The organism is Plantibacter flavus (assembly GCF_002024505.1).
Taxonomy (GTDB): Bacteria; Actinomycetota; Actinomycetes; order Actinomycetales; family Microbacteriaceae; genus Plantibacter; species Plantibacter flavus_A.
Genome location: NZ_CP019402.1, coordinates 32,405 through 58,006, shown reverse-complemented (window position 1 = coordinate 58,006; position 25,602 = coordinate 32,405). Strand labels below are relative to the sequence as shown.

Genomic DNA, 25,602 nt, shown 5'->3' with positions numbered 1-25,602 from the left:
TTCGGTTCGTGAGATCGGATGCGGGAGGACGAATCAGGAGGACGGGATCGCGGAGATGAGCCCGAGACCGACGCTGATGCGGTCGGCCACTTCAATGAGGTCCTCGGTGAGGACGTCGAGGTCGCGTTCGCGCATCAGGCTCAGCCGACCCGAGATCGAGATCGCCGCCACGACTCTGGCGTTCGCGTCGCGGATCGGCGCCGCGATCCCGAGACGACCCAACGCGAGCTCCTGGTCCTCCATGCAGACGCCGCGTTCCCGCGCCGCCGCGAGCTCCGCGGCGAGGGCCGCGTGCTCCGTGATGGTGTTGGCCGTGTAGCGCGGGAGCGGCTCGTCACCGAGCAGCGCATGGAGACCGTCCGCGTCGAGGTCGAGGAGCAGACACTTGCCGAGCGCGGACGCGTGCAGTGGCTGGCGCAGCCCGATCATCGAGTGCGACTTCGGAGCGAGGGCTCCCTCGAAGTGGCAGAGGTAGATGAGGCTCGAGCCGTCGAGGACGCCCACGTTGACGCTGAGCCCGATCCGTTGCGCGAGCTCCTGAGCGGGAGCACGCGACTCCCGGTGCACCGGGTTCTGGTTGAGCCCTTCGCTCGCCAGCGCCAGGATGGTCGCCCCGATGGCGTAGGACGGACTGTCGGCCGCCTTCGTCACATAGCCGAGCTCCTCGAGCGTGCCGAGGAGGCGTGCGGTCGTCGAGGTGCCGAGACCGGTGGCACGGGCGATGTCGGAGGCCCGCAACGGTCCGGTGGTCGATGCGCCGAGCACGGCGAGCACGGATGCCGCACGGCCGATGCCCTGCTGGATCTCACCTGCCACGGGTCCTCCACGGTGTCGGTGTCGGTTCGGATGTCCGGCCTCGGAGGCCGTGTTCAGCGTAGCGGTCGGGCTCGGCGCGGCCGGGTGGTGCGCCCGCTCGGCTGCTGGAAGACCTTCACACTCGCGACACTCACGTAGGGCGAGCCGTTCGTGGCCGTGACGACGACACGGAGGGCGTCGACCCGCACGGGTTCGACGTCGTGGATCCGGTGGCGGTGGCGGTTCCCCTCGACCTCGGCCAACACCGTCCACGTCCCTTCAGCCGCACCCGCGCGTCTCCCCTCGAGTCGGTAGTCGGCGACGAGCTCGGGGACCGCCTCGAAGTCGGTGCGGTGGTGGTGCAGGTTGATGAGGTCCACGTCGACGTCGTCGTTGAACACGATCCGCACGGACGCGACATCGACGGGCTCGTCCCAGTGCAGTGTGAGGACCTCGGGCTCGGCGACCAGATCGCGGTTGTCAGCGAGTCGCTCCGAGGACCACAGGTGCGGTCCCCCGTACGGTCGCTGGTAGCCGTCGACGATCCGCTCCGGGCGGTACGCCGTGGTGTCTCCACCGACGGTCAGCGCGACGCTCCGGCCGCGCAGCTTTCGCGCGTTCCAGTCCAGGATCGCCTGGTCCTGCTCCTCGGGGATGTGGTCGTCGAACACCTCGTCCGAAGCATGCTTGGCGGTCAGCACGAGGAGCCCGTAGGGGTGACCTTCCGTGAGGAGCAGGCTGACGTCCGGGTTGGCACGGACGACGAGCACCGCGTTCTGCTCGATCTCCGGCGTCCATCCGAAGCGGACGGTGGCCGACACGCCGACCCCGGCGGCGATCTCCGCGGCTCCGTCGAGGAGGTGCTCGACCGGGACGGCGTTCTGGCGTTTGCCCGTGCTCCACAGTTCGACGCGGAGGGTCGTGTCGCGTGCAGCGTCGACGAGCAGGGTGATCTGGTCGAGTGACGGAGCGACGGGTACGAGGATCGCGACGTCGCGGTCGAGGGTGAACCGCTCGCCGGAGCCGAGGTGCTCCAGCGTGGAGATCGCGTCGAGCGCGCTCGACGCGGAGACCGTCGCCCGCCCGGCCAGATCGTCGGGGTCGTCCGTGGTGATGCCGATGACCGGGGCGTCCTCGCGGAGGAGCGTGCGCTGCAGGAGCGGGAGCGCCTGCCCGGCGAGCTCCCGCGGCGTCAGCCTGTCGCGGGCGATGAGCGCCGCAGCCGTCCCCACCGCCTGACCCTGCGTGGCGCAGGTCGCCATGACGCGGGTGGACCCGAACGCGACATGGGAGGCGGAGATGTTGCGTCCGGCGAACAGCAGGTTGTCGACGTCCCGCGAGTACAGGCTGCGGAAGGGGATGCCGTAGGTGCCGTTGCTGAACCGCTGCTGCGCACCGGCGGTCTCGGCGTAGACGCCCTCCACGGGGTGCAGGTCGATCGACCAACCTCCGAAGGCCACGGTGTCCTCGAAGTCGACCTGGTCGAGCAGGTCGTTCTGCGTGAGGGTGTGGTCGCCGAGGAGCCGGCGGTACTCGCGCTTCCCCGGGATGGATCCGACCCACTCGAGCGTGAGGGTGTCGGCGTCGAACTCGCCGGAGTTCTTGATGTAGTCCCAGATCCCGAAGACGACGCTCCACAGCTCGTCTCGGATCTGCTCGTTCTCGGCGACGGTGTCGAGCTCGCCGCCCCACTCGATCCACCAGTAGTTGCAGCCGTTGTCGCCGGTCCGGATGATCCGGTTGGTGAGGATCGGGGTGTCGCGGATGTCGCGCGCGATGTCGGGGGCGACGAACCGCTCGGGGCGTCCGGCGTCCTTGGTGTAGAAGAAGATCGAACTGCCGAGGAGCTCGTCGTCCGCCACCTCGGGCGCCCACGGCTCGCCGAGCTCGGCGCGACCCTCGCGCCCGATGCGGGAGGTGGCACCGGCGAGATGCCCCACCAGCCCGTCTCCCGTGCAGTCGATGAAGACGGGGGCGACGAACTCGGTCTCGATCTCGCTGCCCATCGTCCATCCGGTGACGGACGCGATCCGCGGCGACGGCGACTCCTCACCGTCCGCCGGCTTCTCCATCGCGACGATGCGGACGTCGGTGTTGAGGTGCAGCTGCAGGTTCGGCTCGGCGCGCACGAGGTCGAGGACGGTCTGGTCCCAGTAGAACGGGTTGCCCTCCGGATTGCGGTACTGGTTCTCGAGGAAGAGCTCCCCCATGATCCCGGTCTCCCGTGCGAACCGCTGGTGGCCGTGCGCGGTCGCTCCGACCACCCACACCCGAACCTCGCTCGACGAGTTCCCACCGAGCACCGGGCGATTGGTGACGAGCGAGACCCGCGAACCGAGGCGGGCAGCGGCGACGGCGGCTGACACGCCCGCGAGGCCACCGCCGATGACGACGACGTCTGCGGTCTGGGTGCGGTGCTGCATGGATGACACTCCTTCGTGATGCGCGATCCTGGAGGCCGTCGAACTGGTGGCGACCGCCAGGCGAGTGCCACGCTACCATTCAGCGGTATGACTTTCCCATTCAGTGGGTAAGATTCTTCGGCAGGTGAACCTCGAAGCACCCCGACAACGATGTGAGGACCGATGGACGAGAGCAGGACCCAGGCTGCAGCCCTGGCCGAAGCCGCCGCGCACAGCGCACAGACCCCCTACGACGATGCGGAGCGATCACGCCGTATGCGGAAGGTGATCTGGGCGGCCGGGGCAGGTCACTTCGTCGAATGGTTCGACTTCGGCCTCTACGGCACGCTCGCGACCGTCATCAGCCTCAACTTCTTCCAGCAGGGCAACACCCAGGCGGCGCTGCTGTCCGCGTTCGCCGTCTTCGGCGCCGGCTTTGTTATGCGTCCGCTCGGTGGCCTCTTCTGGGGCTCGCTCGGCGACCGCATCGGGCGCAAGACGGTCCTCGCGACGGTGATCCTCGTGACCTCCGGGGCGACGGTCGTGATGGGTCTGCTACCGACGTTCGACCTCATCGGCCTCTGGGCGCCGATCCTGCTCGTGATCGTGCGGCTCGTGCAGGGCTTCGCCGCCGGCGGCGAGAGCTCGGGTGCCACCACACTCCTCGCCGAGTACGCCCCGTCCAACCGGCGCGGCTTCGTGACGAGCTTCATCGACGTGTTCGGCTTCGCGGCCTTCGTGGTCGGTGCGGGCCTCGTGCTCCTCTTCACCTCGACGCTCGGCACGGACGCCCTCAACGAGTGGGGTTGGCGCGCGCTCTTCTTCCTCGCCCTGCCGCTCGGCCTCGCGGGCCTCTACCTGCGGAACAAGCTCGAGGACACCCCCGAGTTCCAGGCGATCCAAGCGAAGGGGGCCGTCTCGAAGTCACCGTTGCGGACCTCGCTGCGGACGTCCTGGAAGGCGCTGCTCTTCTGCGTCGGCTTCGTCGTCATCAAGGCCGTCGGCCACTGGATCCTGCAGACCTTCATGCCGTCGTACCTCCAGACCGATCTCGGCTACTCGCAACCGCTCAGCTACGCGGTCACCGTGCTCGGGCTGCTCGCGATCGCCATCCTCGTGCCGTTCATGGGCCTGCTGAGCGACCGCATCGGGCGGAAGCCGGTGATGATCGCCGGTTGCGCCGGGTTCCTGGTGTTGACGTACCCGACGCTCATGCTCATGAGTGCGGGCAACTTCGCGGCGGCGGCGGTCGCCATGGTGATCCTCGGTGTCTTCATGGCCGCCTACGACGGTGCGTCGAGTGCTGCGATGGCCGAGCTGTTCCCGACCAGCATCCGTTACGGCTCGATGGCGATCGCGTACAACCTGTCGGTCGCCGTGTTCGGCGGGATCACGCCGTACTTCGCGACATTCCTGATCGCCTCGACCGGCAACCGGTTCGCCCCCGCGTTCTACGTGATGGCGGCCGCGCTCATCACGCTGATCGTCGTGCTGCGGGCCCGCGAGACGGCCAAGCTGCCGCTCCCGCGCTGAGCGACCCGAACGAATGCCGGCGTCGACCAGATGGGTCGACGCCGGCGTTGTCGTGCGGGTCCGTCTCAGCGGGAGAAGTCGCGCAGGTCGAGGTCGGGGTCCTCGAGCACGTCCGAGGTCTCGAGGGAGTCGCGTGGCTCGTACGCCGTCGTGGACGGGCGGAGGTCGTCGAGATAGCCCTGCAGACGCGATTCGGCCTCGCTGAAGTCCGGCACGTCGCGGTCCCAGTCGTGCGGCACTGAGAGCACATCGTTGCCGAGACCGATCACGAGTTGGGCGGATGCGTCCTCGGCGTCGGACTCCACGACGATCGGAATCGTGACCGCTTCGGCCCGACCTCGCTTGGCGAGCTCGGCGGTCAGCTCCACCAGGAGGCCCGCGACCTCATCGGTCGTCACAACGTTCTCACCCGCGTATGTAATGCATCGCATGCATCAACCCTGCCGGATCAGGCCTGGAACCTCAGGCCCCTTGACACCCGGTGGGGCCGGATGACTAGGCGGCTCCGAGGCCGGACTCGGTCGACGACGACCGGCGGCGGCTGGTCCGCCACGCTCGCCACGCTCCCGTCGACCAGAGCGCCCAGACGACGAGGAGCGGTTGGAACACCAGTCGGACACCGCGCGCGACATCGCTGTCGAGCCCGAAGGCGTCGGTACCGCGGACGAACTGCTCGATGTTGCCGGGGAACACCGCGACGAAGAACGCTGCGACGATCCAGCCGACGGCGATGCGGTACCGGGCGAGCAGGACGAGCGAGAGGCCGAGGAGTATCTCGACGACTCCCGACGCCACGACGACCACGTCGACCGGCAGTGGCAGCCACTGCGGCACCTGGGCGACGAACGACTGCCGCGCGAAGGTGAGGTGGCCGACGCCGGCGAAGGTGAGGACAGCTCCGAGGAGCCAACGGGCGAGTGTGCGGACGAACTCCATGTCAGCTCGCGGCCGTCACGGCGTACTTGAAGCCGCGGTGCGAGCCGACGAAGCCGAGGCGCTCGTAGAAGCGGTGGGCGTCCACCCTGGCCTCGTCGGAGGTCAACTGCACGATCGAGGAGCCGGTCGCCGGGGCGGCGACGTCCGTCACCCAGCGCATCATCGCCGTTCCGACGCCGCCGGATCGCAGCGCGGAGGAGACCCGCACGGCTTCGACGAGCAGTCGGGTTGAGCCGCGGCGAGCCATCCCGGGGATGCGCGTCAGCTGCATCGTCGCGATGACGGCCCCCGCCGCGTCGACGACCAGCAGGATCTCGTTCGCCGGGTCGTCGATGAGGTCCGCGAGCGCACGCTCGTAGGCGGGGAGATCGCTCTCGTTCGCCAGGTCACCGCGGGACGCACTGATCGGGTCGTCGGCGAGGAGCACCATCAGCGCGTCGAGGTCGGCCAGGTCGGCTCGGCGCAGCAGCAGTTCCTGCCCCGGTGTGGAGAGGGCGGCGGGGAGCGTGAGGGCAGCGATCATCCATCCACCCTCTCACCTCGCGCCTGCAGCTCCTCCCACTGCCCGCGCGACCGACCGGAGCGCGTGCGCCCTCGTCGCCGCATACGACTCCGCCAGCACGGCATCGAGCCCCGGGTACTCGGTGTGCCCGGCGGGGAGGACGCTCAGCTCGACGTCCTCGAGAGCGTTGGCGACGGCGAACTGCCCGGGTGGTGGCACGTGTCCGTCCCAGAGCGCGGCCTCCACCCGCACCGGCACGTGGACGAACCCCGCGGCCGTCGACGCGTCGAAGAACCGCAGGACCTCACGCGCCTCCGGGTGCTCGGCGACGTGGTGTCGAACCCGCTCTCCGCTCCCCTCGCACGGCAGGCGCAGACGCAGGTCGTACTGACCGAAGCTCGGCACCACGAGCGTCGCTCCGACGAAGCGGTCGTCCCATGGCAGGGCGAGCGCACCGATCCCGCCGCCGAAGCTCTCACCGACGAAGTAGAGCGGGAGCCGTCCGACGACGTCGAGCAGCGCAGACGCCGCGTGCCAGAGGTCGACGGCACACCGGCCGAGCGCATACCGCTCGACGCTGTCGATGCCGAACAGGACATGCCCGTCCTCCGGTGTCGGCGCTCCGAGTCCCGCGTTGAAGACGCCCTGGCCGCGGGCGATCGGGAAGATGACGGCAGCGTCGTCCGGGACACGAGACCAGTCCGGCTCCTCCCGCCCGCCGTACCCGTGTCCATGCACCATCCCGAAGCGTGCAGGCCCGCCCGCCGGCATCGCGAGCCATCCGCGCAGACGGAGGCCGTCGGCGACCGTGTGCTCGACGACGAAGACCTCGTGCGCGCCCTGCCGGCCGATCGGGGTCAGGACCGGATCCGGAGACACCTCATGTGCCGCCGCGTACCACCCGCGCCACAGCTCCTCGAATCCGGCCGGCGGCACGACCGGTTCGACGGCCAGGAGCGCCTCGAGGTCGTAGCCGTAGGTGCCGTCGCGAACCTCATCGCCGAACCAGTCCCGATGTCGTACCTCACGCATGCGTCGTCCGCCTCCGTCTCGTCGTCGTGGATCGCCGGTGCCTCAGCCCGGCACGCGCTCGTGCCAGACTGGCAACCGGGTCGAAGGAGGACGCTGTGCTCGGTGCAGAACGCAGATCGCAGATCATGTCGGAGGTGCGCCGCAACGGTGCGGCGAGCGTCGTCGACCTCGCGACCGCGCTCGGCGTCAGCGAGATGACCGTGCGGCGCGACATCGAGCAACTCGCCACGGAGGGCCTCGTCGACCGCGTCCGTGGTGGCGCCACCACGCCCCGGCTGCCCGACCGTGTCGAGCTCGGCTTCCCCAACCAGGCACGCCGACTGCTGGCCGAGAAGCGCGCCATCGCCCGTCGCGCGGCCGTCCTCGTCGAGCCCGGCATGTCGGTCGGCCTGTCCGGCGGCACCACCACCTGGACCCTCGCGCAGGAGCTGCGCGCCATCCCGGAGCTCACCATCGTCACGAACTCCCTCCCGGTGGCAGACGTGTTCGCGCGGCCCGACCGCGCCGACGAGCCGTACACCCAGACGGTCGTGTTGACCGGCGGCGTCCGTACCCCCTCGGACGCCCTCGTCGGTCCGGTCGCCGTGCGCGCGATCGAGTCCCTGCACTGCGACGTCGTCTTCCTCGGCGTCCGCGGGATCGACCTGCAGGCGGGACTGACGACCTCGAACCTCCTCGAGGCCGAGACCAACCGGGCGTTCGTCGGCGCCGGGCGTCGCTCCGTGGTCCTCGCCGACCACTCGAAGTGGGGTGCCGTCGGACTGACGACGATCGTCGACCTCCGCGAGGTGGACCACCTCGTCATGGACGACGACGTGACCGAGGACGTCGAGACCACGCTCCGCGCGCAGTTCGGCGAGGTCTGGCTCGCGCCGGTCGCTTCCGCTTCGGTCGACGACGACCGCATGGACGACTGACCGCACCGCTTCCAGCACCCCGGCACAGCGGAGCGCCGGCCTGTCCTCCCGCTCATGGACCTCAGCGTGCCGTGCTGTTCCGCGCGACGATCCGCGCGTCGACGACCACGTGCCGGACCGGCGTGTCGGCACCGGGCGGGGCGGCGATCTGACGTTCGAGCTCGGTGAAGGCCGCGCGCACGATCGCCTCGTAGTCGGGAGCGACCGTGGTGAGCGACGGGGTCGAGAACTGGGCGGCGTGGACGTCGTCGATACCGATCACCGCGACCTCCTCGGGAACCCGCCGGCCGGCTTCGTGGAGGGCCGCGAGCACGCCGAAGGCGATCGAGTCGTTGGAGCAGACCACACCGTCGAGCTCGACGCCCTCGGCGGTCATCCGACGCATCACGCGGCGTCCCTCCTCGGGGGTGAACGCGTCGACGTGCCCGATGAGCGACGGCTCCTGCGCGAGCCCGAGCCGCGCGACCACGTCCCGATACCCGGCGTACCGCTGATCCGCTGCGTCGGACGGACGTTCGTCCCTGGGCCCGATGAACGCGATGCGGGAGCAGCCGACCTCGGCGAGGTGGGTCGTCGCGGCGTCGGCGGCCGCCCGGTTGTCGATCGAGATGTGCGTGAACGGGCTCACCTGGATGTGCTCGCCGAGGAGCACCAGCGGCCCCGGGGAGGTCCGCCGCGTCAGGTCGCCGACCGTCAGCGAGCGGGGGATGTGGATGAGTCCGTCCGTGAGCGGCAGGCCCACCCCGTTGGCGATGTCGACCTCGCGATCGTGGTCGCCCTCGGTGTGCTGGATGAGGATCGACAGTCCACGCTCGTCGGCGCCGCGGACGAGGAGCGTCGTGAGCTCCGCGAAGTACGGTTCGTCCAGGTTCGGGACGGCGAGCGCCACCATGCCCGTGCGCGAACGGCGCGGTACCGGTGCCGATCGCTGAGAGCCGAAAGCGGCGTCCGACATGGTGCTGCTCCTCACTGCTGACCGGGTGGATCCCGGCCGCTCGGGACCGTTGCGGTCCCGACTGAGCACAACGCTATCTCGGGACATCGTCGTTCCTCGTGGATTCGGTGGCGGGTGCCGCGATCGCCTCGATCTCGAAGACCCGCGCGACGTCGGTCGCCGAGGCGGAGGGGTCGGTGATGAGCAGGCGCACCGCGTCGACGACCAGTCCGTCCACGGTCGCGGTGACGGTACCGGCGGTGTTGTCGTCGAACCGTCCGACCTCGACCCAGGCACCGCCCGTCCGGACCTCGACGGTGAAGTCACGGAGCACCGAATCGGTCGAGACTCCCCCGGCGTAGCCGCTCTTGACCCTGACCTCGGCGAGCGCCGTCGGGGCCTGCCAGGCGGCCGTGATCGTGGGTGCCGTGTCGCCGACCGCCGAGATCCAGCGACTCGCGTCCGTGCACTCGCCGTCGACGGCGAGTGCCCCGCCGGTGTCGGCTCGCAGCGACGACGACACGCTGACGGTCGCACCGAGTGCCACGTTCGTGCCGGATGCCTCGCCACGAAGGCCCGACACGATGTCCTGGAGCGAGGTCCCGCCGGTCTCGGCCGACGCCGCTCGCGGGATCGCCGCGTACCGGACGGTGCCGCGAGTGGTCTCGCTGAGTGGCGCACTCAGGTAGAGCACATCCGTGCCGTCGACGGTCTCCGCCCGCAGCCGTTGCTGGCCGAGTCGATCGGTGCCGACCGTGCGGGCCGTCCACGGGGTGCCGACCGTCTCGCGCTCCAGCCGGACCACCTGGCTGCGGTTCTCGCCGCAGACCTGTACGGCGAGGACCGCGTAGACGCGGTCGACTCCGCCGGCGCTCGTCGCGTCGATCGCGGCGACGGTCGAGACACCGGAACCGAGCGCGGAGGCGTCGATGAGCGACTCGTCGTTCCAGGCACCGCCGTCCCACGAGGTGTATCGCACGTCGTACGCGGTCTGATCGGCTTCGACGAACCGGTAGACGATCCCCGCGAGCGCCGTGCCGTCAAGGGCGAGCTTCGCGGTCTGCAACGCCGGCGTGTAGCTGCCGATGGCCTCGCCGGCACCGAAGGGGCGCCAGACGACGGATCCCGGGGTGGTCGGGGTGATCGGTCCGGTGAGCGCGGTCCCTGTGACGTCGGCGAAGGAACCGTCGGACGGGTCGTACGTCGCGTACGACCCGAGGTGCCGCGCCGGGTCCGCCGGGAACGGGCCCCATTCCCACAGCACGTGGACGCGGCCGTCGGCGTCCACCTCGAGGTCGTCGGGATAGAAGGAGTAGCCGGTCGCCGCGGCGACCACCGCTTCGCGTTCCCAGACACCGGTGTCGAGATCGTACCGGTAGAGCCGACCCTCTCGTCGCCCCTGCGTGTCCGTCCCGACGCGCACGAGCACCCAGGCGTCGCCGTCCGGCCCGCGCGCCGTCACCGGATAGGTGATCGCCGCGTCGAGGTCGGGCATGGACGACGTCGCCTCCACGAGCGAGGTGACGTCGCCGGGCACTGAGGAGCGGAACACGTTCCACTGCTCGTTGTGCATCGACACGAAGGCGTGGATGACGCCGTCGCCGTCGACCACGATCGAGGGCTGGTTGTGGCCGTTGTCGTCGGTGAAGGTCACGCAGGCACCTCCGGCCGTCGAGCGCAGGCACCCTTCGGTCCACGTCCCGTCCGCGCCCCGCGAGGCCAGGTGCACCTCGTGCTTGGACGCGGTGGCCGCCGGCGCGTTGAAGGCGAAGTAGGAGACACCGTCGACGACGTCGAGCGGTCGCCACCAGCCGGCCTGGTTCGACGTGTCGACGGTGACGGGCACGGTCTCGACCGTGTCGGTCACCGCATTCCCGCCCGCGTCACCACGCACCGGTCCTCCGGGGGCGGCGACCGCCGGCGCCATCACCCCCAGCGCGAGGACCGTGAGCGCGGCCGCGGCGAGCGCGCGGACGGTGTTCGATGAGCTGCGTCGCATGGTTCCCCCGGTGCCGGTCACAAGCGTCCGATCGTCGATCCGCGGCTCAGCCGACGAGCTTCTGAGCGGCTTCGCCTGCGGACTTCATGGCTTCAGCGGGCTTCTCCTGCCCGACGAGGACCGCCTGCACCTTCTCCGCGATCTTCGTCTCGATCTGCGAGTACTGCACGAACTTCCAGAACGGGTTCGTCGAGCTCGTCTTGGTGATGCGGTCACTGAAGTTCGTGGCGAACGAGTCGTTCTTCACGGCGTCGGAGTTGAGCGCATCCTCGGTCGCCGGCGGCAGACCTCGGGCGGCGAAGTCCTCGAGCACGGTCTCCGGGTCGGACGTCACCCACTGGGCGAAGTCCGCTGCAGTGCCGGCGGCCGGACCGTCGACCACGGCGAGCGCCCCACCCCAGACGAGCGCACGCGGCGTGTCACCCTCCTTGAGGACCGGCCGGGAGACCGGCTGCAGCTTGCTCGCGAAGTCGGGGTCGGGTGATTCGCCGGTCACGGCGCTCCGTCCGACGATCGCGTCGTCGTAGATCGCAGTGCGCCCCTGCGCGAACAGTGAGCGTGCGTCGAAGCGGTCGACGTCGGCGGCGATGAGGCCCTGGTCGTACAGGCTCTTGTACCAGGTGACCGCCTCGATGCTCGCGTCGTCGCCGATCGTGACGGTGTCCCCGTCGACCAGCGGGCTGCCGAAGGTCTGCATCCAGATGAGGATGTCCTTCAGCTGCGCGGCCTTCGTCGACGCGGCGTAGGGGATCATGCCGTTGCCGAGACCCTTGAGCTGCTTGAGCGACCCCTCGAACTCGTCGATCGTCGTGGGGAACTCGCCGATGCCGGCCTGGTCGAGGATCGCCTGGTTGGTGACGAGGCCGATCGCGCCGATCGTCCACGGGAGGCCGTACTGCACGCCGTCGAATGTCGCGGCCGTGAGGCCTGCCTTCGTGTATCCGCGTCCCTCGGTCAGCCCGGAGACGTCCTGCAGCTTGCCGAGGCTCGCCAGCGAGCCGAGCCAAGCGACGTCGACGTGGGCGACACCGGAGAACTGCCCGCCGCGCACCTGCAGCATGAGCTGGTTGATGTACTCGTTGTAGGGGAAGGACACCTCACCGACGTCGATCTTGGCCTTGCCCTCGTACTTCTGCAGGAGGCTCTGGATGGCGGGTGCCGAAGCCTTCTCGGTGAGCGACCAGCTCGCGAAGTCGAAGTCGGTCGCGGTGCCGCCGGCGGTCGCCTTCGGGATGGATCCAGCCCCGGGTGCGGCACCGGTGGGTGCACATCCGGCGAGGGTGGCTGCGGCGACGCCGATGCCGAGGAACTGCAGGGCACGGCGGCGGGTGATGACGGTCTGCTGTGCGGCGGTGGCGAAGGACGGGGTGCGGTGGGACATGGCTCCTCCTCGAGCGTGATCCTGGTGGGACGTGTCTGGGTTGGTGGGACGGATTGTGGGGAGGCCGGCGGCGGGCCGGTCCGGTGTACTGCGCTCAGCCCTTCACGGCGCCGGCGGTCAGTCCGCCGACGAGGTGACGCTGCAGGGCCATGAACGCGATCGCCACGGGTAGGGAGACGACGAGGGACGCGGCCATGAGCTCGGGCCAGGCCGTGGCCGCCTCACCGACGAAGGTGTTCACGAGGCCGGGCGGGAGTGTCTGCTTGTCGGGTCCCGCGAGCGTGAGCGCGAAGATGAAGTCGTTCCACCCGCGAACGAAGGCGAACAGGCCCGCGGCGACCAGGCCGGGTGCGGACAACGGCAGAACGATGGAGTGGATGATCCGCAGGCGGGACGCCCCGTCGACGCGGGCCGCCTCGATGAGTTCGTCCGGGATCGTGTCGAAGAACCCCTTCAACATCCAGACGCACAGCGGCAGGGTGAACGTCGTGAACGACAGCACCAGCGCTGCGTATGTGTTGAGGAGTCCGTAGGCGCTGAACACCGAGTACAGGGTGATCAGCAGCAACGCCTGCGGGAACATCTGCGAGGCGAGCACGAAGTACATGAGTGATCGACGCCCGCGGTAGCGGAACTTCGAGAACGAGTAGCCCATGTAGGCCGAGACGATCACGGACAGCAGGGCGGTGATGACGGACACGATGATGCTGTTCCGCAGGTAACCGAACAGGTCCGGGTTCGATGCGAGGGCGGTGTAGGCCTCGAAGCTGATCTCCGTGGGGAAGAGCTTCGGTGGGTACGAGAAGACCTGGGCGCGTGGGGTCAGCGAGGTGGCCAGCAACCAGTACACCGGCAGCAGCCCGAAGCCGCCGCAGACGATCACCGCGACCCAAGCGCTGATCCGGACCGCCCGGCTCTCCGAGCGGAAGAGCGACGGACGGCGTCGCAGCGTGCCGAGCTCGCTCGCGACGAACGGCGGTTGCGGGTCTGGCGTGGTGTCCTGCGGTGCCGGCGGGGCGGTGGAGACGCTCATTTCTGCTCGCCTTTCTCCGAGAATCGGACGTAGACGACGACGAGCGCCATCAGGAGGATGAGCCAGAGCAGCCCGAGGGCGCCCGCGTGGCCGAGGTCGAAGCCGCGGAAGGCGGTCTCGTAGACGGCGGTGGCGAAGGTCTGGGTGCTCCCAGCCGGGCCGCCGCCTGTCAGGACGTAGATGATGTCGAAGTGCTGGAAGTTCCAGATGAACTCGAGCAGCAGGACGAGGCCGATGATGCCCTTCAGCTGCGGGACCGTGATCGAGAAGAAGCGTCGGATGGTCCCGGCGCCGTCCATCTCGGCCGCCTCGTGGAGTTCCTGTGGCACGGTCTGCAGGCCGGCGAGCAGCATGACCATGATCCAGGGGAAGGACTGCCAGGTCTTCGCGACGATCACCGCGAACATGGCCGTCTGGGGTTGTGCCAGCCACGCCTGCGCGTCGATTCCGAACAGACCGAGGATGGCGTTCGCCACTCCGTAGTTCGCGTTGAAGATCCACATCCAGAGGAACGACACGACGACGCCGGGAACGAGCCAAGGGATCAGCATGAGTCCGCGCATCACCTTGGCACCGCGGATGCGGGTGTTGAGCGCGAGGGCCAGTGCGAAACCGATGACGAAGGGGGCGATCGTCGTGCCGAGCGTGAAGACCATCGTCTGCCCGAGCAGTTTGAGGAAGTCACCTTGCAGCACGTCGATGATGTTCTGGAATCCGACGAACTCGCGGCCTGGCACGACCAGGCTCTGCTTGAAGAACGCCGTGACGAGAGCGGTCAGCAGCGGATAGGCGACGACCGCGACGAGGAGCGCGAGTCCGGGGAGGACGAGGACGAACGCGAACATCCCGTCCGGCATCCGCCTCGGCTTGTTTGAATTTGCAACCAATTGTGAAGTCGTCATACTCACATCCTTGTGAGGAGCAGTCCGCTGCATGCGGGTCGTCCTGGGCGGCGGCGCCAGTATCAGCGGCCAAGTGTTGTTCAGCATGCCGGGTGTCCCCGGGACAGGTCAACGCAGACTGGTCACGGTTCCATAACGGACTGTTCATACTTGGTTGAACTTGTTGCTTGAGAGTGTCTGTCCGCTGCCGGAGTGGACATGGGAGAGTTGATGGGTGAACTACGACCTCAGCGCTCCTGCTCGCCGCGACATCAAAGGCCTCACGGCCGCCATCGAGTCGGCCGAGGACGCTGCTTCACTGCAAGCGCGTCTGAGCGCGCCCCGCTACGGCGTGTTCGATCTCGTCGGTCGGGCCCGCCGCTCGCCGATCATCGGCGGGCTCCTCCTGGCCGGTACGGCGCTCGACCAGAACGGCAAGCCGACGAAGCCGCTCCAGGTGCTCGAGACGATCCCCGAGCTGGACCCCGTCGACCCCGACCCCGGTGCCGTCGCCGCTCAGCTCGCCGAGCTCGCACATGGCGACCTCGTCACGGTGCGGTTCTCCGACGGCGCCTACGGCGACTTCGGCGTGACCGGCATCGCCGTCTGGTCGGTCCCCGGCACCACCTTCCTCGTGGGCGGCTGGCTCATCGGTTCCGCGGGTGCGCCGGCGCCCCGGGTCACCGAGCTCGTCCGTCTCGCACCCGTCGGCGACCACCCCTGGCCCGTCCCGGCCCAGATCACCGTCGTCGGCGAGGACATCGGCATCGACTGACCGTGCTCCGTTCACCCAAACATGGGCGAACGAACACACATTCGCCCGAAGATGGGCGAACGAACGCGGCGGCTACTCCGCGTCGAGGGTGAAGAGCTGCGCCTGCTCGGGAGCGAGGAGCGGCATCGCGATCCCGACCTCGGCCAGCGCACGGCCGGTGAGCACGACCGAGCCCTCGACCAACCACCGGGGCGGTACGTCCTGGATCGACCGGGCGGGCGCGCCGAGGTCGAGCGGGCGGACCCGATAGCAACGCTCGGGATCGAGGCCGGGCACGCGCAGCGGCGCGGGGATCGCCGTCAGCGGTGCGGCGAGCGCCACCTGCGCGACGATCGCGGACGAGCGGTCCTGGGCGATCACCCCGTGCGCGTGCAGTGCCGGGTCGGCGCTGTCCATGCGGACGATCTCGCCCGTGTGCAGCAGCGGGCGGAGGCGCTTGTAGTGCGCGATCCAGGTCGCGATCAGCTCGAGTTCCGGCTCGCTCGCCTCGTTGAGGTTCCACTCGATGCCAGCGCTGCCGAAGAGGGCTGTGGCGAGGCGGAACGAGAGGTCCGAGGTGCGCCAGGTGGTGTGCGAACGGGCCGCACCGAGATGACCGCCGAGGTACTCCGGTGGAACGACGAGCCCCGTGTAGCGCTGGATCGACTGCCGCTCCAGCGGGTCGTTCGTGTCGCTCGTCCACACCCGCTCGACCCGTTCAAGGATGCCGAGGTCGATCCGCGCGCCACCTGAGGCGCACGACTCGATGTCGACACCGGGGTGCAGGGCACGCACCTCGTCGAGCAGTCGGTAGAGCGCCGTCGTCTGCCGGTGCGCCGAGCCGCCGAGGAGGTCGCGGTTGTGGTCCCACTTGAGGAACGCGATGTCGTACTCGGTCAGCAACGCGTCGAGTCGTCCGAGGAGGTACGCGAAGGCGTCCGGGTTGTCCAGGTCGAGCACCCGTTGGAAGCGCCAGGTCGGAGCGTCCGGATGCCCGAGGACCCAATCGGGATGCGTGCGCGCGAGCTCCGAGTCGGGGTTCACCATCTCAGGCTCGACCCACAGCCCGAAATCCATGCCGGCACCGGTGACCGCGTCGATGAGCGGCGACAGCCCGCCCGCCCAGCGATCCGGGTCGACGAACCAGTCGCCCAGCGCGCGGCGGTCGTCCGTGCGACCGGTGAACCAGCCGTCGTCGAGGACGAACCGCTCGACACCGACGCGCTTGGCCTGCTCCACGAGGGTGAGCAGTGTCGGGAAGTCGTGGTCGAAGTACACGGCCTCCCAGGTGTTCAGCACCACCGGGCGGGGCTTCGTGATCGTGCTCCACGAGCGGATCCAGGGGTGCAGTCGCGCGGAGACGCCGTCGAGACCCGCGTCGGAGTAGACGGCGACCGTCCACGGCGACTCGTAGGTGTCCCCCGGTGCCAGCGTGACTTCACCGGGCGCGAGGAGTTCACCGGAGCCGGTGACCACGGGACCGAGTGGCGAGCGCTCGCTCCAGATCACCTTGTCGCCGCTCCACGCGAGGTGGGTCGCCCACACCTCGCCGCAGCGGAAGTCGAAGCCGGGTGCGCCCGCGACGGACAGGAACGCGTCGTCGTGACCGGGTCGTCCGTGACGGTGCTCGCGCGTCCAGGCGCCCTGCCCGAGGCGGTGGCGCTGCGGCGTGCGCTCGTGCGTCCAGAGACCGGTGAAGTCGAGGAGTTCCGTGGCGCGGTCGGGAAGTGGGAGCACGACGGCGAGGGCGTCGACGGCGAGGGGTCGGTCGACCTCGGCGTCGTTCCGCACCGTGTGCCTGACGCGGAGCACACCCTGGGAGGTCAACTCGATCGTCGAGACGATCGTCACCGCGGCGCGCTCGTCGGACGTCGTCAGGATCAGCGAGGTGTCGGTGGCCTGCTGGTCGATCAGCCGCAGCGCGAGCAGGTTCGACGCATCGGTTCCGCCCGGCCGGTGCACGCCGATACCGGGGCGACCGCTCCAACCATCGAACACGGTGGGCAGCAGGCTGAGGCGCGGCGGGGCATCGATGGAGGAGGGCGGGATCGCCGGCGTCAGCCCGTCGGCGAGGTCGGTGAGGGAGTCGGTGGCGAGTTCGCCGACATCGGCTCCCCAGTGGAGGATGGTGGGCACCTCCGTGCCGCGGGCGTCGACGATCAGGCTGACGCCCGCGGCACGAAGGTGGTGGATCACTGCTCTGTCACTCCTTGACGGGGATGGACTGCGCCTTGAGGGCGTCGATCGTCGCCGACTGGCCCTTGGTGAGGGCGTCGAGCAGGGTTCCGTCGCCGGAGACCGCAGCCTTGAAGCCGTCGGACACGTCGTTGTACGTCTGCGTCATCGTCGGACCCCAGGCGAAGTCCTCCGACACCTCGGAGGAAGCCTCCGCGAAGACATCGTAGATCGGCTGGCCGCCGTAGAAGTCGACGCCCTCCTTGAGAACGGGCAGGTTCAGGCCCTCCTTCGTCGCCGGGTAGATGTTGGCGCTCGTGTTGAGCATGGTGAGCGCCTCGTCCGAGGTGTTCAGCCACAGCGCGAACTTCGACGCCTCATAGGGGTGCTTGGAACCGGTGAAGACGGCGGTCGAGGAACCGCCCCAGTTGCCTGCCGCGGAGTCGCCGGCCTCCCACTGCGGAGCCTTCGCGACGGCCCACTTGCCGGCGGTGTCGGGAGCACCCGACGCGATGGAGTTCGCGCCCCAGACGGCGGAGTTCCAGGTCCAGGCGGCGCTGGAGTTGTACGCGTTGTCCCACTCGGTCGTCCAGGTGGGGACGGTCGAGACGAGGTCCTCGTCGATCAGGTCCTGCCAGTAGTCGGCGACCTTCTTGGAGGCGGGGTCGGTCAGGTCGACGGTCCAGTCGGAGCCGTCGTTGTCGAACCAGCTGCCGCCGGCCTGCCAGACGAAGCCGGCGAACTGGTTGATGTCACCCTGCGAGAAGTTGGTGATGTAGGCACCTGTGGCGCGGACCTTCTTGGCGGCCTCCTTGTACTCCGCCCACGTCGTCGGGATGGCGATCCCGTTCTGCTCGAACAGGTCCGCGCGGTAGAACATGGCCATCGGGCCGGAGTCCTGCGGGACGGCGTAGACCGAGTCGGACTCACCGAGCGAGACCTGACCCCAGGTCCAGTCGACGAAGTCGTCCTTGGCGGCCATGACGTCGTCGCACGCACCGAGGTCCATGAGGCCGTTCTGCACGCGGAAGTTCGGGAGGGCGTCGTACTCGATCTGGCCGAGGTCGGGGGCGTTGCCGGCCTTCAGCTGGTTGAAGAAGTTCTGGTACGTACCGCTGTTGCCGTTCGGGCCGGTCTGGACCTTGACCTGGATGTCGGGGTTCTCCTTGTTCCAGACGTCGACGACCTCTTCGATACCGGGGATCCAGGAGGTGAAGCTGAGGTCGACCTTGCCCTCGGCCGGGGCGCAGGAGGCAGCAGCACTGCCGCCCTCCGACCCGGTGGAGGAGCAGCCGCTCAGGACGACGGCCGACAGCACCGCTGCGGCGACCGCTGTTCTCTTGAGGTTCATAGCGAATCCGTTCTTCTGTGAATGGTGTGGGATGGGTGTTGGTGCGGGATGGAGAAGATGCCTGCTGGTCGGTCCGACTACTTCACGGCGCCGGCGCCGAGGCCGGAGCGCCAGAACCGCTGGAGCAGGAGGAAGGTGATGACGAGCGGGATGATCGACAGGAATGCGCCGACGAGGACGTAGAGGCGCAGCTCGGGGATCTGGTTGACCTGCGAGTTCCAGGAGTAGAGCCCGAGGGTGACCGGGAACAGGGCTTCGTCGCGGAGCATGATGAGCGGCAGGAAGAAGTTGTTCCAGATGGCGACGAACTGGAAGAGGAACACGGTGACGAGCGCCGGGAACATCAGGCGTACGGAGATGGTGAAGAAGGTCCGGATCTCACCGGCACCGTCGAGACGCGATGCCTCGAGGAGTTCCTCGGGCACGCTCGACGCCGCGAAGATCCGCGTCAGGTAGACACCGAAGGGGCTCACCAGCGAAGGCAGGAAGACCGCCCAGAACGTGTTCGTGAGGCCCACCTGGCTGAAGATGAGGAACAGCGGGAGCGCGAGCGCGGTCGCGGGGACGAGCACACCGCCGAGGACGACGTTGAAGATCAGGTCGCGTCCCGGGAACCGGTACTTCGCGAGGGCGTAGCCGCACATGGCCGCGAAGAGCGTGCCGAGCAGGGCGCCGAGGCCGGCGTACAGCACCGAGTTCAGCATCCACTTGAGGTAGACGCCGTCGCGGTAGGCGACGAGCTGGCCGATGTTGTCGAACAGGTTGAAGTCCGCGAACCAGAGCGGAGCCGAGTTGCCGAACTGCGCTGACGACTTCGTCGAGGCGATGAACAGCCACCAGATAGGGATGAGGAAGTAGAGCGTGAAGACGAGCATCACGATGAGCGCGCCGGCGCGCGACAGGCGGCTCTCCTGCGGGCCGCGGCCGGTGGACAGGATGGCGGTCATTTGCCTTCCTTTCGCTGCGTGAACTTCAGGAACCCGAAGGAGAGGACGAAGGTCGCCAGCGCGAGCACGACCGAGAAGGCGGCTGCGAGGTTCACGTTCGGGATGGACGAGGTGGTGTAGACGGTGAGGTTCGGGGTGAAGGTGCTGCTGACGGCCGAGCTGAAGGTGCGGAACACCTGCGGCTCGGCGAGGAGTTGCAGCGTGCCGATGATCGAGAAGATCGACGTGAGCACGATCGCCGGCATCACGAGCGGGATCTTGATCGACCAGGCGATGCGCGCCTGACCGGCGCCGTCGAGCCGCGCGGCCTCGTAGATCTCCGTCGGGATGGAGAGCAGCGAGGAGTAGATGATGAGCATGTTGTAGCCGACGAACACCCAGGTGACGACGTTCGCGATGGCCCAGAGCACGAGATCGGCCGAGAGGAAGTCCACGTTCTGCGTGATCGCGGTGAACGGCGACAGGTTCGGCGAGTAGAGGAAGCCCCACATGATGGCGGCGATCACGCCGGGCACCGCGTACGGGACGAAGAACGCGAGACGGAAGAACCGCTTGCCCCGCAGGAGCGGTGAGTCGAGCAGCAGCGCGAAGAGGAGCGCGAGCCCGAGCATCACCGGCACCTGGACGACGCCGAACAGGAGCACCCGTCCGACGGACTGCCAGAACGGGCCGTTCTGGAAGACCTGCACGTACTGCGCCAGTCCGCCGAACACCTCCCGGGCCTGACCGAAGGTGCCGTCACGCTCGATCACGAGCAGTGACTGGTAGACCGCGTACCCGATCGGCACGAGGTAGAACAGCGCGAACAGCACGGCGAACGGGACGATGAAGATGGCGATCGCTCGCTTGTGCTGCACCACCGCCTTCGGCAGCTTGGCCGCCCTCGGCGGGCGGACGGGCCGTGGCGACGTCGCCTCGGCCGTCTCGATGTTGACGCTCATCGCGTGCGGTCCTCTCTGATGACGCGCACGGCGCCGGCTGGCACGCGTGCGATGGAGTCGACGGGTTCGCCGGTGACGAGCTCGCGCCCGCTGGCCGGCAGCTCGACGTCGTTCGTCGAGTGGTTGATGAGGAAGAGGTAGCTCCGACCCTCATCGGCGCGGCGGATGACCTCGAGGCCCGGCTGGTCCGGATCACCCTGTGGCAGCGCCCCGGCCCCCGCGGCTGCGTCGCGGAGCACCTCGTCGAGCGCGACGGCATCCAGGTTCGTCGCGAGGTACCAGGCGTCGCCGCCACCCGCGATGCGGTTGCGCGTGATGGCCGGGCGACCGGTCGACGGACCGTCGGCGAAGGAGTCGACGACCTCGGCACCGCGGACGCGGGTCCGCTCGGACCAGGCCGTCGCGGTCCGGCCCGACGCGAGCGTCAGCACCTGGCCGGGGAGGACGGGGGCGAACTCCTCGACGTTGACGCCGAGCAGGTCACGGAACGCACCGGGGTAGCCGCCGGGGCGGACCCGGTCCTCCTCGTCGGCGATCCCACTGAAGAACGTGACGACGGCGTGCCCACCGGCTGCGACGAAGTCCGAGACGACCGCGGCCTCGCTGTCGCGCACCAGGTACAGGTTCGGGACGACGACGAGCCGGTAGGCGGAGAGGTCGGCGCCCGGACGCACGACGTCGACGGTGTGGCCCAGACGACGCAGCGACGCGTGGACCGCGTGGACCTGCGAGAGGTGGTCGATCGCGTGGGTCGGGCGGCTCTCGCCGTCGGCGGCCCACCAGTTCTCCCAGGAGAAGAGGAGGGCGACATCGGCCTGGACGCGCGTGCCGGTGATCTCGTCGAGTCGGTCGAGCGTGCCGCCCAGCTCGACGACCTCGCGCCACACGTCGGAGTCGGTGCCCGCGTGCGGCAGGAGGGCCGAGTGGAACTTCTCCGAGCCCTGCAGCGACGCGCGCCACTGGAAGAAGCAGATCGCCTCCGCGCCCTTCGCGACGTGCGTGAGGGAGTTCCGGGTCATCTCGCCCGGTGCCTTCGCGAGGTTCTGCGGCTGCCAGTTGACCGCACCGGTGGACTGCTCCATGAGCAACCAGGCGCCGCCCCCGGCGAGACCGCGCGTGAGGTCGCTCGCGAACGCGAGTTCGGCCGTGGGGTCCGCGAGGCGGTTGTCGAGGTAGTGGTCGTTGGCGACGACATCCATCTCGGGCGCCCACTGCCAGTAGTCGAGGTTCCGGATGTGCGCGGTGACCATGAAGTTGGTCGTGACGGGCACCGAGCTGTGACGGCGCAGGACCTTGAGCTCGGCCCGGTAGTAGCCGAGGAGCTCGTCGGAGGAGAAGCGGTGGAAGTCGATGACCTGGCTCGGGTTCCGGCTCGACAGGGTCAGGCGCGGCGGCAGGATCTCGGCGAAGTCGCTGTACTGCTGGCTCCAGAACGACGTGCCCCACGCGATGTTCAGACGCTCGATCGTCTGGTAGCGGGCGCGGAGCCAGCCTCGGAATGCCTCGGCGCTCTCGTCGTCGTAGCAGAGCGCGTTGTGGCAGCCGAGTTCGTTCGACACGTGCCAGAGCTCGACGGCGGGGTGTGTGCCGTAGCGCTTGGCGACACGCTCCACGAGCTCGAGGGCGTAGCGACGGAAGACCGCGGACGACGGGCACCAGGCCTGGCGACCGCCAGGGAAGCGGGTCGTCCCGTCCTCGGTCTCGGGGAGGATCTCCGGGTGCCGGAACGTCAGCCACGGTGGGGCCGATGCGGTGCCGGTCCCGAGGTTGACCCGGATGCCGGCCTCGTGGAGCAGGTCGAGGATCTCGTCGAGCCCGGCGAAGTCGAACTCGCCCGGCCGTGGCTCGAGGTGCGACCAGCCGAAGATGTTGAGGGCGACGAGGTCGACGCCCGCCTCCTGCATGAGCGCGACGTCTTCGCGCCAGACGGACCGATCCCACTGCTCGGGGTTGTAGTCGCAGCCGTAGGCGATGCCGTCGTGGCTGAACGTGGGGGTGGTGCTCATGGTGCCTTCCGCGATCTGTGAACGTGCACAGATCGAAGAGCGACAACTCCACGTTGAGAGTCTGTGAACGTACACAGAGTAGGCGTGCCGTTCTGAATCTGTCAACACGGAGCCCGCCGGCGGCCGCCCGGACCGGCGCTAGGGTGGAGCCGTGACCCCTCCGCCGACCCGACGCAAGCGAGCGACGGTGCACGATGTCGCCGTCGAGGCCGGCGTCTCTCGAGGCACGGTCAGCCGGGTCGTCAACGGCGAGCGCTACGTGTCGGCCGAAGCGCGCGAGGCCATCGAGGCCGCCATCGAGAAGGTCGGCTACGTGCCGAACACGGCCGCCCGGAACCTCGTCATGCAGCGCACCCAGGCCGTCGGATTCGTCGTCCACGAGCCGCACAGCCTGTTCGTCGACGACCCCAACATCGGCAACATCCTGCTCGGGGCGAACGAGGCGCTGTCACAGGCCGACCACCAGCTCGTCTGCCTGGTCGTCGACTCCGAGCGCGACACCGACCGCATCACCCGGTACCTCTCGGGCGGCTTCGTCGACGGGGTGATCATGGTCTCCGCCCGCCAGAACGACCCGATCACGCGCGTCATCGAGCGCCTCGGTCTCCCCGCGACCTTCGTCGGCCACCCGCCCGACCTCCGTGAGCTCCCGTTCGTCGGGATCGACAACCGGGCGGCATCGGTCGACATCACCGGTGAGCTGCTCGGCGCCGGTCGACGGCACATCGGCATGATCGCCGCAGCCCTCGACCGGGACTCCGGCTCCGACCGACTGGCCGGATTCCGCGATGCGCTCGGCGACCGTTTCGACGAACGACTCGTCGTGGAGGTCCCGCTCTACTCGCACCAGGACGGCTTCGCCGGGATGGTGGAGCTGCTCCGCCGGGAGCCGGCCGTCGACGGCGTGTTCGCGGCCTCGGACGCCGTCGCGGCCGGAGCGCTCGAAGCCCTCCGTGCGGCGGGGCGGAGTGTGCCGGAGGACGTGTCGGTCGTCGGCTTCGACGATTCGGCGTGGGCGCTCCGTTGCCACCCGCCCCTCACCACGGTCCACCAGCCGGCGGCGGCCGTCGGTCAGCGCGCGGCGGAGGTGCTCCTCGCGCAGCTCAGGGGTGAGACGATCTCGCCCACCGGCTCGTTCGTCCCCACGTCGATCGTGCGTCGCGGGAGCGTCTGAACCCGTTCGTTCGCCCATACTTGGGCGAACCGGCATTCCGTCGCCCGAACATGGGCGAATGAACGCCGACGGAGCGACTCAGAGCTGCGGCGACGGCCGTCGGATCGCGGCGCGCTTGGCCTCGTCGAAGGTGTCCACATGCAGCCATTCGGGCGGGCTGGGCGCGACGATGAGGACGTCGTAGCCGGTGCCCTGTGCCTCGACGTACGCGAGACAACATTCGGGTGAGGAGGGATCGGCGTCGTTCGAGATCCGCCATTGCCGGGCACCGATCGGGACGACGTGGTGCCGTTCGGACGAGTCTCGCGCTGGAGGAAACGGCGACTCGAGCGACACTGCTGGAGCATGCTTCGTAACCATGCCATCAGGCTAGGCGCGCTCGCGGAACGCGTCTCGAGGCTTGACTTCACAGGTTCGCGGCGACGCGCCGGGCTGCAGGTGGACGATCAGCGCGACGGGCGTCGCACGGTCTCGAGCCCCAGGAGCATGAGGGCCACCACGATCGGGCCGTAGACGAACCCGTCGGCGACCGTCAGCGATTCGCCGAGGAGCAGGACCGCCACGAGGACGAGCAGCACCGGTTCCAGGTAGCTGAGCAGCCCGAAGACGCCGAACGACAGCAGGCGACTCGCGACGAGGTACAGCACGAGGGCGACACCACCGATCACCCCGAGGAGCACGATCCCCCAGCTCAGCTGCGGGTGCGCGGCGAGGACGGCGAGTGAGGACGGTTGCAGTGCCAGCACGATCGCGACGGGGACGAGGACCGCCAGCTCGAAGCAGAACGCACCGATGGAGTCGAGCCCGGCTCGGCGCCGGATCGCGAAGTACACCGGGTAGCCGACCGCGACCGCGATGGTCGCCCAGGACAGCCCACCGGCCACGACGATCGCGGCGGTGACGCCGAGGGCGGCTGCGGCCACAGCCGCGATCCGGAGCGGCGCGAGTCGCTCCCGATGCAGGACGACGCCGACCACGACCATCGCCAGCGGCATCAGGAGGTAGCCGAGTGCGAGTTCGAGCCCGTGCCCCGTCTGCGGTGCCCAACCGAAGAGCCACAGCTGCAGGGACAACAGGAGCCCGTCGAGCACGACCACGAGGACGAGGATCGGACGACGCGCGAGACGGACCGCGATGTCCCGGACCTCCCGCCACCACCCGAACACCGCGATGAGCGTCGCCAGCACCGGCACCGTCGCGATCACGCGCCAGGCGAAGATCTCGTTCGCTCCGAACGGCTCCAGCAGCGGTGGCAGGAAGAACAGCGCCGCGAACAGGAATGAGGCGACGACGGAGACGAGGACCCCGCGGGGCGTCGTCTCGCGATGCTCAGGGGGAAGGGCGGCCGTCACGGGTCCTCACCCTATCGTCGCGCGGGCAGCTCAGCTCGCGGCCGACTGGGCGGCCAGGACGAGGGACTCGGCTTCGCGACGTTCGTCCTCCGTCAGCTCCGAGTAGCCCGATTCCATGAACTGATCGGTCTTCGGCTTCAGCATGGAGTATCGGAACTCGATCGACGGGTGTCCGGTCGTCAGGTCCTCCGCGAACGCGGCGTAGCCGTTGCGGCAGTGGCCCCTGATGCTCGGACCATCCCTCAGAGCGATGCGGAAGCTCTGAGGTCTCCAGTTCGGTCCGATCGAGCTGACGTCGTCGATACGGACGACGCGGGAGCGGAAGGCCGTGTACACCACCAGGTGCTCATCGAGCACGACGATCCGGTGTGCCGTCACGACGAGTGTGGTCCATGCCGCAGCTGCAAGCACGACGAAGGCCACGGCCAGGACCGGTCCGGCGGACGCGAGTTTGTCCTTCGGAGTCACCAGGAAGAGGAAGAGCGGCGCCACACAGAGCATGAACACCTGCGCCTTCAGGCCGAACGCTGGAACGTACTTCACGCGTCCCCACCCCT

Annotated in this window: 23 protein-coding genes; 4 read left to right on the top strand and 19 right to left on the bottom strand. The window is 69.0% G+C overall.

The window, feature by feature from the left end; all coding sequences use genetic code 11:
• Window positions 1-33: 33 nt before the first annotated feature.
• Together BWO91_RS00280 and BWO91_RS00275 are read right to left on the bottom strand one after the other, a co-directional pair.
• Window positions 34-816 (bottom strand): IclR family transcriptional regulator, encoded by a 783-nt coding sequence (locus BWO91_RS00280; protein WP_064293987.1) that lies wholly within the window; start codon window positions 814-816, stop codon window positions 34-36.
• A 53-nt stretch (window positions 817-869) separates the two neighbouring features.
• Complete coding sequence (locus BWO91_RS00275) at window positions 870-3,218, bottom strand: FAD-dependent oxidoreductase (RefSeq protein ID WP_079000424.1); 2,349 nt, start codon at window positions 3,216-3,218, stop codon at window positions 870-872.
• 162 nt (window positions 3,219-3,380) lie between these two features.
• Between BWO91_RS00275 and BWO91_RS00270 the strand changes: the two genes are divergently transcribed.
• Window positions 3,381-4,730: an MFS transporter gene (locus BWO91_RS00270; protein WP_079000422.1), complete on the top strand. Its 1,350-nt coding sequence runs from the start codon at window positions 3,381-3,383 to the stop codon at window positions 4,728-4,730.
• 65 nt (window positions 4,731-4,795) lie between these two features.
• Here the strand turns inward: BWO91_RS00270 and BWO91_RS00265 are convergent, their stop codons facing one another.
• The 4 genes from BWO91_RS00265 to BWO91_RS00250 form a co-directional block, all read right to left on the bottom strand.
• Window positions 4,796-5,161 (bottom strand): hypothetical protein, encoded by a 366-nt coding sequence (locus BWO91_RS00265; RefSeq protein WP_064293989.1) that lies wholly within the window; start codon window positions 5,159-5,161, stop codon window positions 4,796-4,798.
• 64 nt (window positions 5,162-5,225) lie between these two features.
• Entirely contained in the window at window positions 5,226-5,666 is a 441-nt protein-coding gene (locus BWO91_RS00260) for a DoxX family protein (RefSeq protein ID WP_079000420.1), read from the bottom strand.
• A gap of 1 nt (window position 5,667) precedes the next feature.
• Window positions 5,668-6,189, bottom strand: a complete 522-nt coding sequence (locus BWO91_RS00255) for a GNAT family N-acetyltransferase (protein ID WP_079000418.1) — start codon at window positions 6,187-6,189, stop codon at window positions 5,668-5,670.
• Between the two features lie 12 nt (window positions 6,190-6,201).
• Entirely contained in the window at window positions 6,202-7,200 is a 999-nt protein-coding gene (locus BWO91_RS00250; protein ID WP_079000417.1) for an acetylxylan esterase, read from the bottom strand.
• A 95-nt stretch (window positions 7,201-7,295) separates the two neighbouring features.
• Here BWO91_RS00250 and BWO91_RS00245 point away from each other — a divergent pair, with 95 nt between their 5' ends.
• Window positions 7,296-8,117 carry a DeoR/GlpR family DNA-binding transcription regulator gene (locus BWO91_RS00245; RefSeq protein ID WP_064293993.1) on the top strand — a complete coding sequence of 274 codons (822 nt, stop codon included), beginning with the start codon at window positions 7,296-7,298 and terminating at the stop codon, window positions 8,115-8,117.
• Between the two features lie 61 nt (window positions 8,118-8,178).
• Here BWO91_RS00245 and BWO91_RS00240 read toward each other — a convergent pair whose 3' ends face one another.
• The 5 genes from BWO91_RS00240 to BWO91_RS00220 form a co-directional block, all read right to left on the bottom strand.
• The gene (locus tag BWO91_RS00240; protein ID WP_079000415.1) at window positions 8,179-9,072 is read right to left on the bottom strand and encodes a LacI family DNA-binding transcriptional regulator; all 894 of its coding nucleotides are present in this window, start codon (window positions 9,070-9,072) and stop codon (window positions 8,179-8,181) included.
• A gap of 73 nt (window positions 9,073-9,145) precedes the next feature.
• Complete coding sequence (locus BWO91_RS00235; RefSeq protein ID WP_079003769.1) at window positions 9,146-11,050, bottom strand: BNR-4 repeat-containing protein; 1,905 nt, start codon at window positions 11,048-11,050, stop codon at window positions 9,146-9,148.
• A gap of 46 nt (window positions 11,051-11,096) precedes the next feature.
• The gene (locus BWO91_RS00230; RefSeq protein WP_079000413.1) at window positions 11,097-12,431 is read right to left on the bottom strand and encodes an extracellular solute-binding protein; all 1,335 of its coding nucleotides are present in this window, start codon (window positions 12,429-12,431) and stop codon (window positions 11,097-11,099) included.
• Window positions 12,432-12,525: 94 nt separating this feature from the next.
• On the bottom strand, window positions 12,526-13,464 hold the full coding sequence (locus tag BWO91_RS00225) for a carbohydrate ABC transporter permease (RefSeq protein ID WP_079000411.1): 939 nt from the start codon (window positions 13,462-13,464) through the stop codon (window positions 12,526-12,528).
• A complete protein-coding gene (locus BWO91_RS00220; RefSeq protein WP_139205479.1) occupies window positions 13,461-14,309 on the bottom strand; it encodes a carbohydrate ABC transporter permease in 849 nt (282 codons plus the stop codon). Before BWO91_RS00220 ends, BWO91_RS00225 begins: the two co-directional genes overlap by 4 nt.
• Before the next feature lie 271 nt (window positions 14,310-14,580).
• Between BWO91_RS00220 and BWO91_RS00215 the strand changes: the two genes are divergently transcribed.
• Window positions 14,581-15,120: a hypothetical protein gene (locus tag BWO91_RS00215; RefSeq protein ID WP_079000407.1), complete on the top strand. Its 540-nt coding sequence runs from the start codon at window positions 14,581-14,583 to the stop codon at window positions 15,118-15,120.
• 72 nt (window positions 15,121-15,192) lie between these two features.
• On the opposite strand, the gene BWO91_RS00210 is transcribed toward BWO91_RS00215, so the two are convergent.
• The 5 genes from BWO91_RS00210 to BWO91_RS00190 all read right to left on the bottom strand — a co-directional run bounded on the left by BWO91_RS00210 (window position 15,193) and on the right by BWO91_RS00190 (window position 22,519).
• Window positions 15,193-17,295 carry an alpha-galactosidase gene (locus BWO91_RS00210; RefSeq protein ID WP_346425810.1) on the bottom strand — a complete coding sequence of 701 codons (2,103 nt, stop codon included), beginning with the start codon at window positions 17,293-17,295 and terminating at the stop codon, window positions 15,193-15,195.
• 7 nt (window positions 17,296-17,302) lie between these two features.
• Complete coding sequence (locus BWO91_RS00205; protein WP_079000404.1) at window positions 17,303-18,625, bottom strand: ABC transporter substrate-binding protein; 1,323 nt, start codon at window positions 18,623-18,625, stop codon at window positions 17,303-17,305.
• Between the two features lie 77 nt (window positions 18,626-18,702).
• Entirely contained in the window at window positions 18,703-19,572 is an 870-nt protein-coding gene (locus tag BWO91_RS00200) for a carbohydrate ABC transporter permease (RefSeq protein WP_079000402.1), read from the bottom strand.
• Window positions 19,569-20,513 carry a carbohydrate ABC transporter permease gene (locus tag BWO91_RS00195; RefSeq protein ID WP_079000400.1) on the bottom strand — a complete coding sequence of 315 codons (945 nt, stop codon included), beginning with the start codon at window positions 20,511-20,513 and terminating at the stop codon, window positions 19,569-19,571. The genes BWO91_RS00200 and BWO91_RS00195 overlap by 4 nt, the downstream gene beginning before the upstream one ends.
• Entirely contained in the window at window positions 20,510-22,519 is a 2,010-nt protein-coding gene (locus BWO91_RS00190; protein WP_079000398.1) for a beta-galactosidase, read from the bottom strand. The genes BWO91_RS00195 and BWO91_RS00190 overlap by 4 nt, the downstream gene beginning before the upstream one ends.
• Window positions 22,520-22,670: 151 nt before the next feature.
• Here BWO91_RS00190 and BWO91_RS00185 point away from each other — a divergent pair, with 151 nt between their 5' ends.
• Window positions 22,671-23,693: a LacI family DNA-binding transcriptional regulator gene (locus BWO91_RS00185; protein ID WP_079000396.1), complete on the top strand. Its 1,023-nt coding sequence runs from the start codon at window positions 22,671-22,673 to the stop codon at window positions 23,691-23,693.
• A gap of 78 nt (window positions 23,694-23,771) precedes the next feature.
• On the opposite strand, the gene BWO91_RS00180 is transcribed toward BWO91_RS00185, so the two are convergent.
• From BWO91_RS00180 to BWO91_RS00170, 3 genes are all read right to left on the bottom strand, one after another.
• A complete protein-coding gene (locus BWO91_RS00180) occupies window positions 23,772-24,053 on the bottom strand; it encodes a hypothetical protein (RefSeq protein WP_139205469.1) in 282 nt (93 codons plus the stop codon).
• 86 nt (window positions 24,054-24,139) lie between these two features.
• Window positions 24,140-25,045, bottom strand: coding sequence for an EamA family transporter RarD (gene rarD, locus BWO91_RS00175; RefSeq protein ID WP_079000394.1), 906 nt, complete (start codon window positions 25,043-25,045; stop codon window positions 24,140-24,142).
• 30 nt (window positions 25,046-25,075) lie between these two features.
• The gene (locus BWO91_RS00170; RefSeq protein WP_064294006.1) at window positions 25,076-25,588 is read right to left on the bottom strand and encodes a hypothetical protein; all 513 of its coding nucleotides are present in this window, start codon (window positions 25,586-25,588) and stop codon (window positions 25,076-25,078) included.
• Window positions 25,589-25,602: the final 14 nt, after the last annotated feature.

Coding starts and splice junctions, on each gene's coding strand:
- BWO91_RS00275 (WP_079000424.1), bottom strand. CDS start 3,218: ATGCAGCACCGCACCCAGACCGCAGACGTCGTCGTCATCGGCGGTGGC.
- BWO91_RS00270 (WP_079000422.1), top strand. CDS start 3,381: ATGGACGAGAGCAGGACCCAGGCTGCAGCCCTGGCCGAAGCCGCCGCG.
- BWO91_RS00265 (WP_064293989.1), bottom strand. CDS start 5,161: ATGCGATGCATTACATACGCGGGTGAGAACGTTGTGACGACCGATGAG.
- BWO91_RS00260 (WP_079000420.1), bottom strand. CDS start 5,666: ATGGAGTTCGTCCGCACACTCGCCCGTTGGCTCCTCGGAGCTGTCCTC.
- BWO91_RS00255 (WP_079000418.1), bottom strand. CDS start 6,189: ATGATCGCTGCCCTCACGCTCCCCGCCGCCCTCTCCACACCGGGGCAG.
- BWO91_RS00250 (WP_079000417.1), bottom strand. CDS start 7,200: ATGCGTGAGGTACGACATCGGGACTGGTTCGGCGATGAGGTTCGCGAC.
- BWO91_RS00240 (WP_079000415.1), bottom strand. CDS start 9,072: ATGTCGGACGCCGCTTTCGGCTCTCAGCGATCGGCACCGGTACCGCGC.
- BWO91_RS00235 (WP_079003769.1), bottom strand. CDS start 11,050: ATGCGACGCAGCTCATCGAACACCGTCCGCGCGCTCGCCGCGGCCGCG.
- BWO91_RS00230 (WP_079000413.1), bottom strand. CDS start 12,431: ATGTCCCACCGCACCCCGTCCTTCGCCACCGCCGCACAGCAGACCGTC.
- BWO91_RS00225 (WP_079000411.1), bottom strand. CDS start 13,464: ATGAGCGTCTCCACCGCCCCGCCGGCACCGCAGGACACCACGCCAGAC.
- BWO91_RS00220 (WP_139205479.1), bottom strand. CDS start 14,309: ATGTTCGCGTTCGTCCTCGTCCTCCCCGGACTCGCGCTCCTCGTCGCG.
- BWO91_RS00205 (WP_079000404.1), bottom strand. CDS start 18,625: ATGAACCTCAAGAGAACAGCGGTCGCCGCAGCGGTGCTGTCGGCCGTC.
- BWO91_RS00200 (WP_079000402.1), bottom strand. CDS start 19,572: ATGACCGCCATCCTGTCCACCGGCCGCGGCCCGCAGGAGAGCCGCCTG.
- BWO91_RS00195 (WP_079000400.1), bottom strand. CDS start 20,513: ATGAGCGTCAACATCGAGACGGCCGAGGCGACGTCGCCACGGCCCGTC.
- BWO91_RS00190 (WP_079000398.1), bottom strand. CDS start 22,519: ATGAGCACCACCCCCACGTTCAGCCACGACGGCATCGCCTACGGCTGC.
- BWO91_RS00180 (WP_139205469.1), bottom strand. CDS start 24,053: ATGGTTACGAAGCATGCTCCAGCAGTGTCGCTCGAGTCGCCGTTTCCT.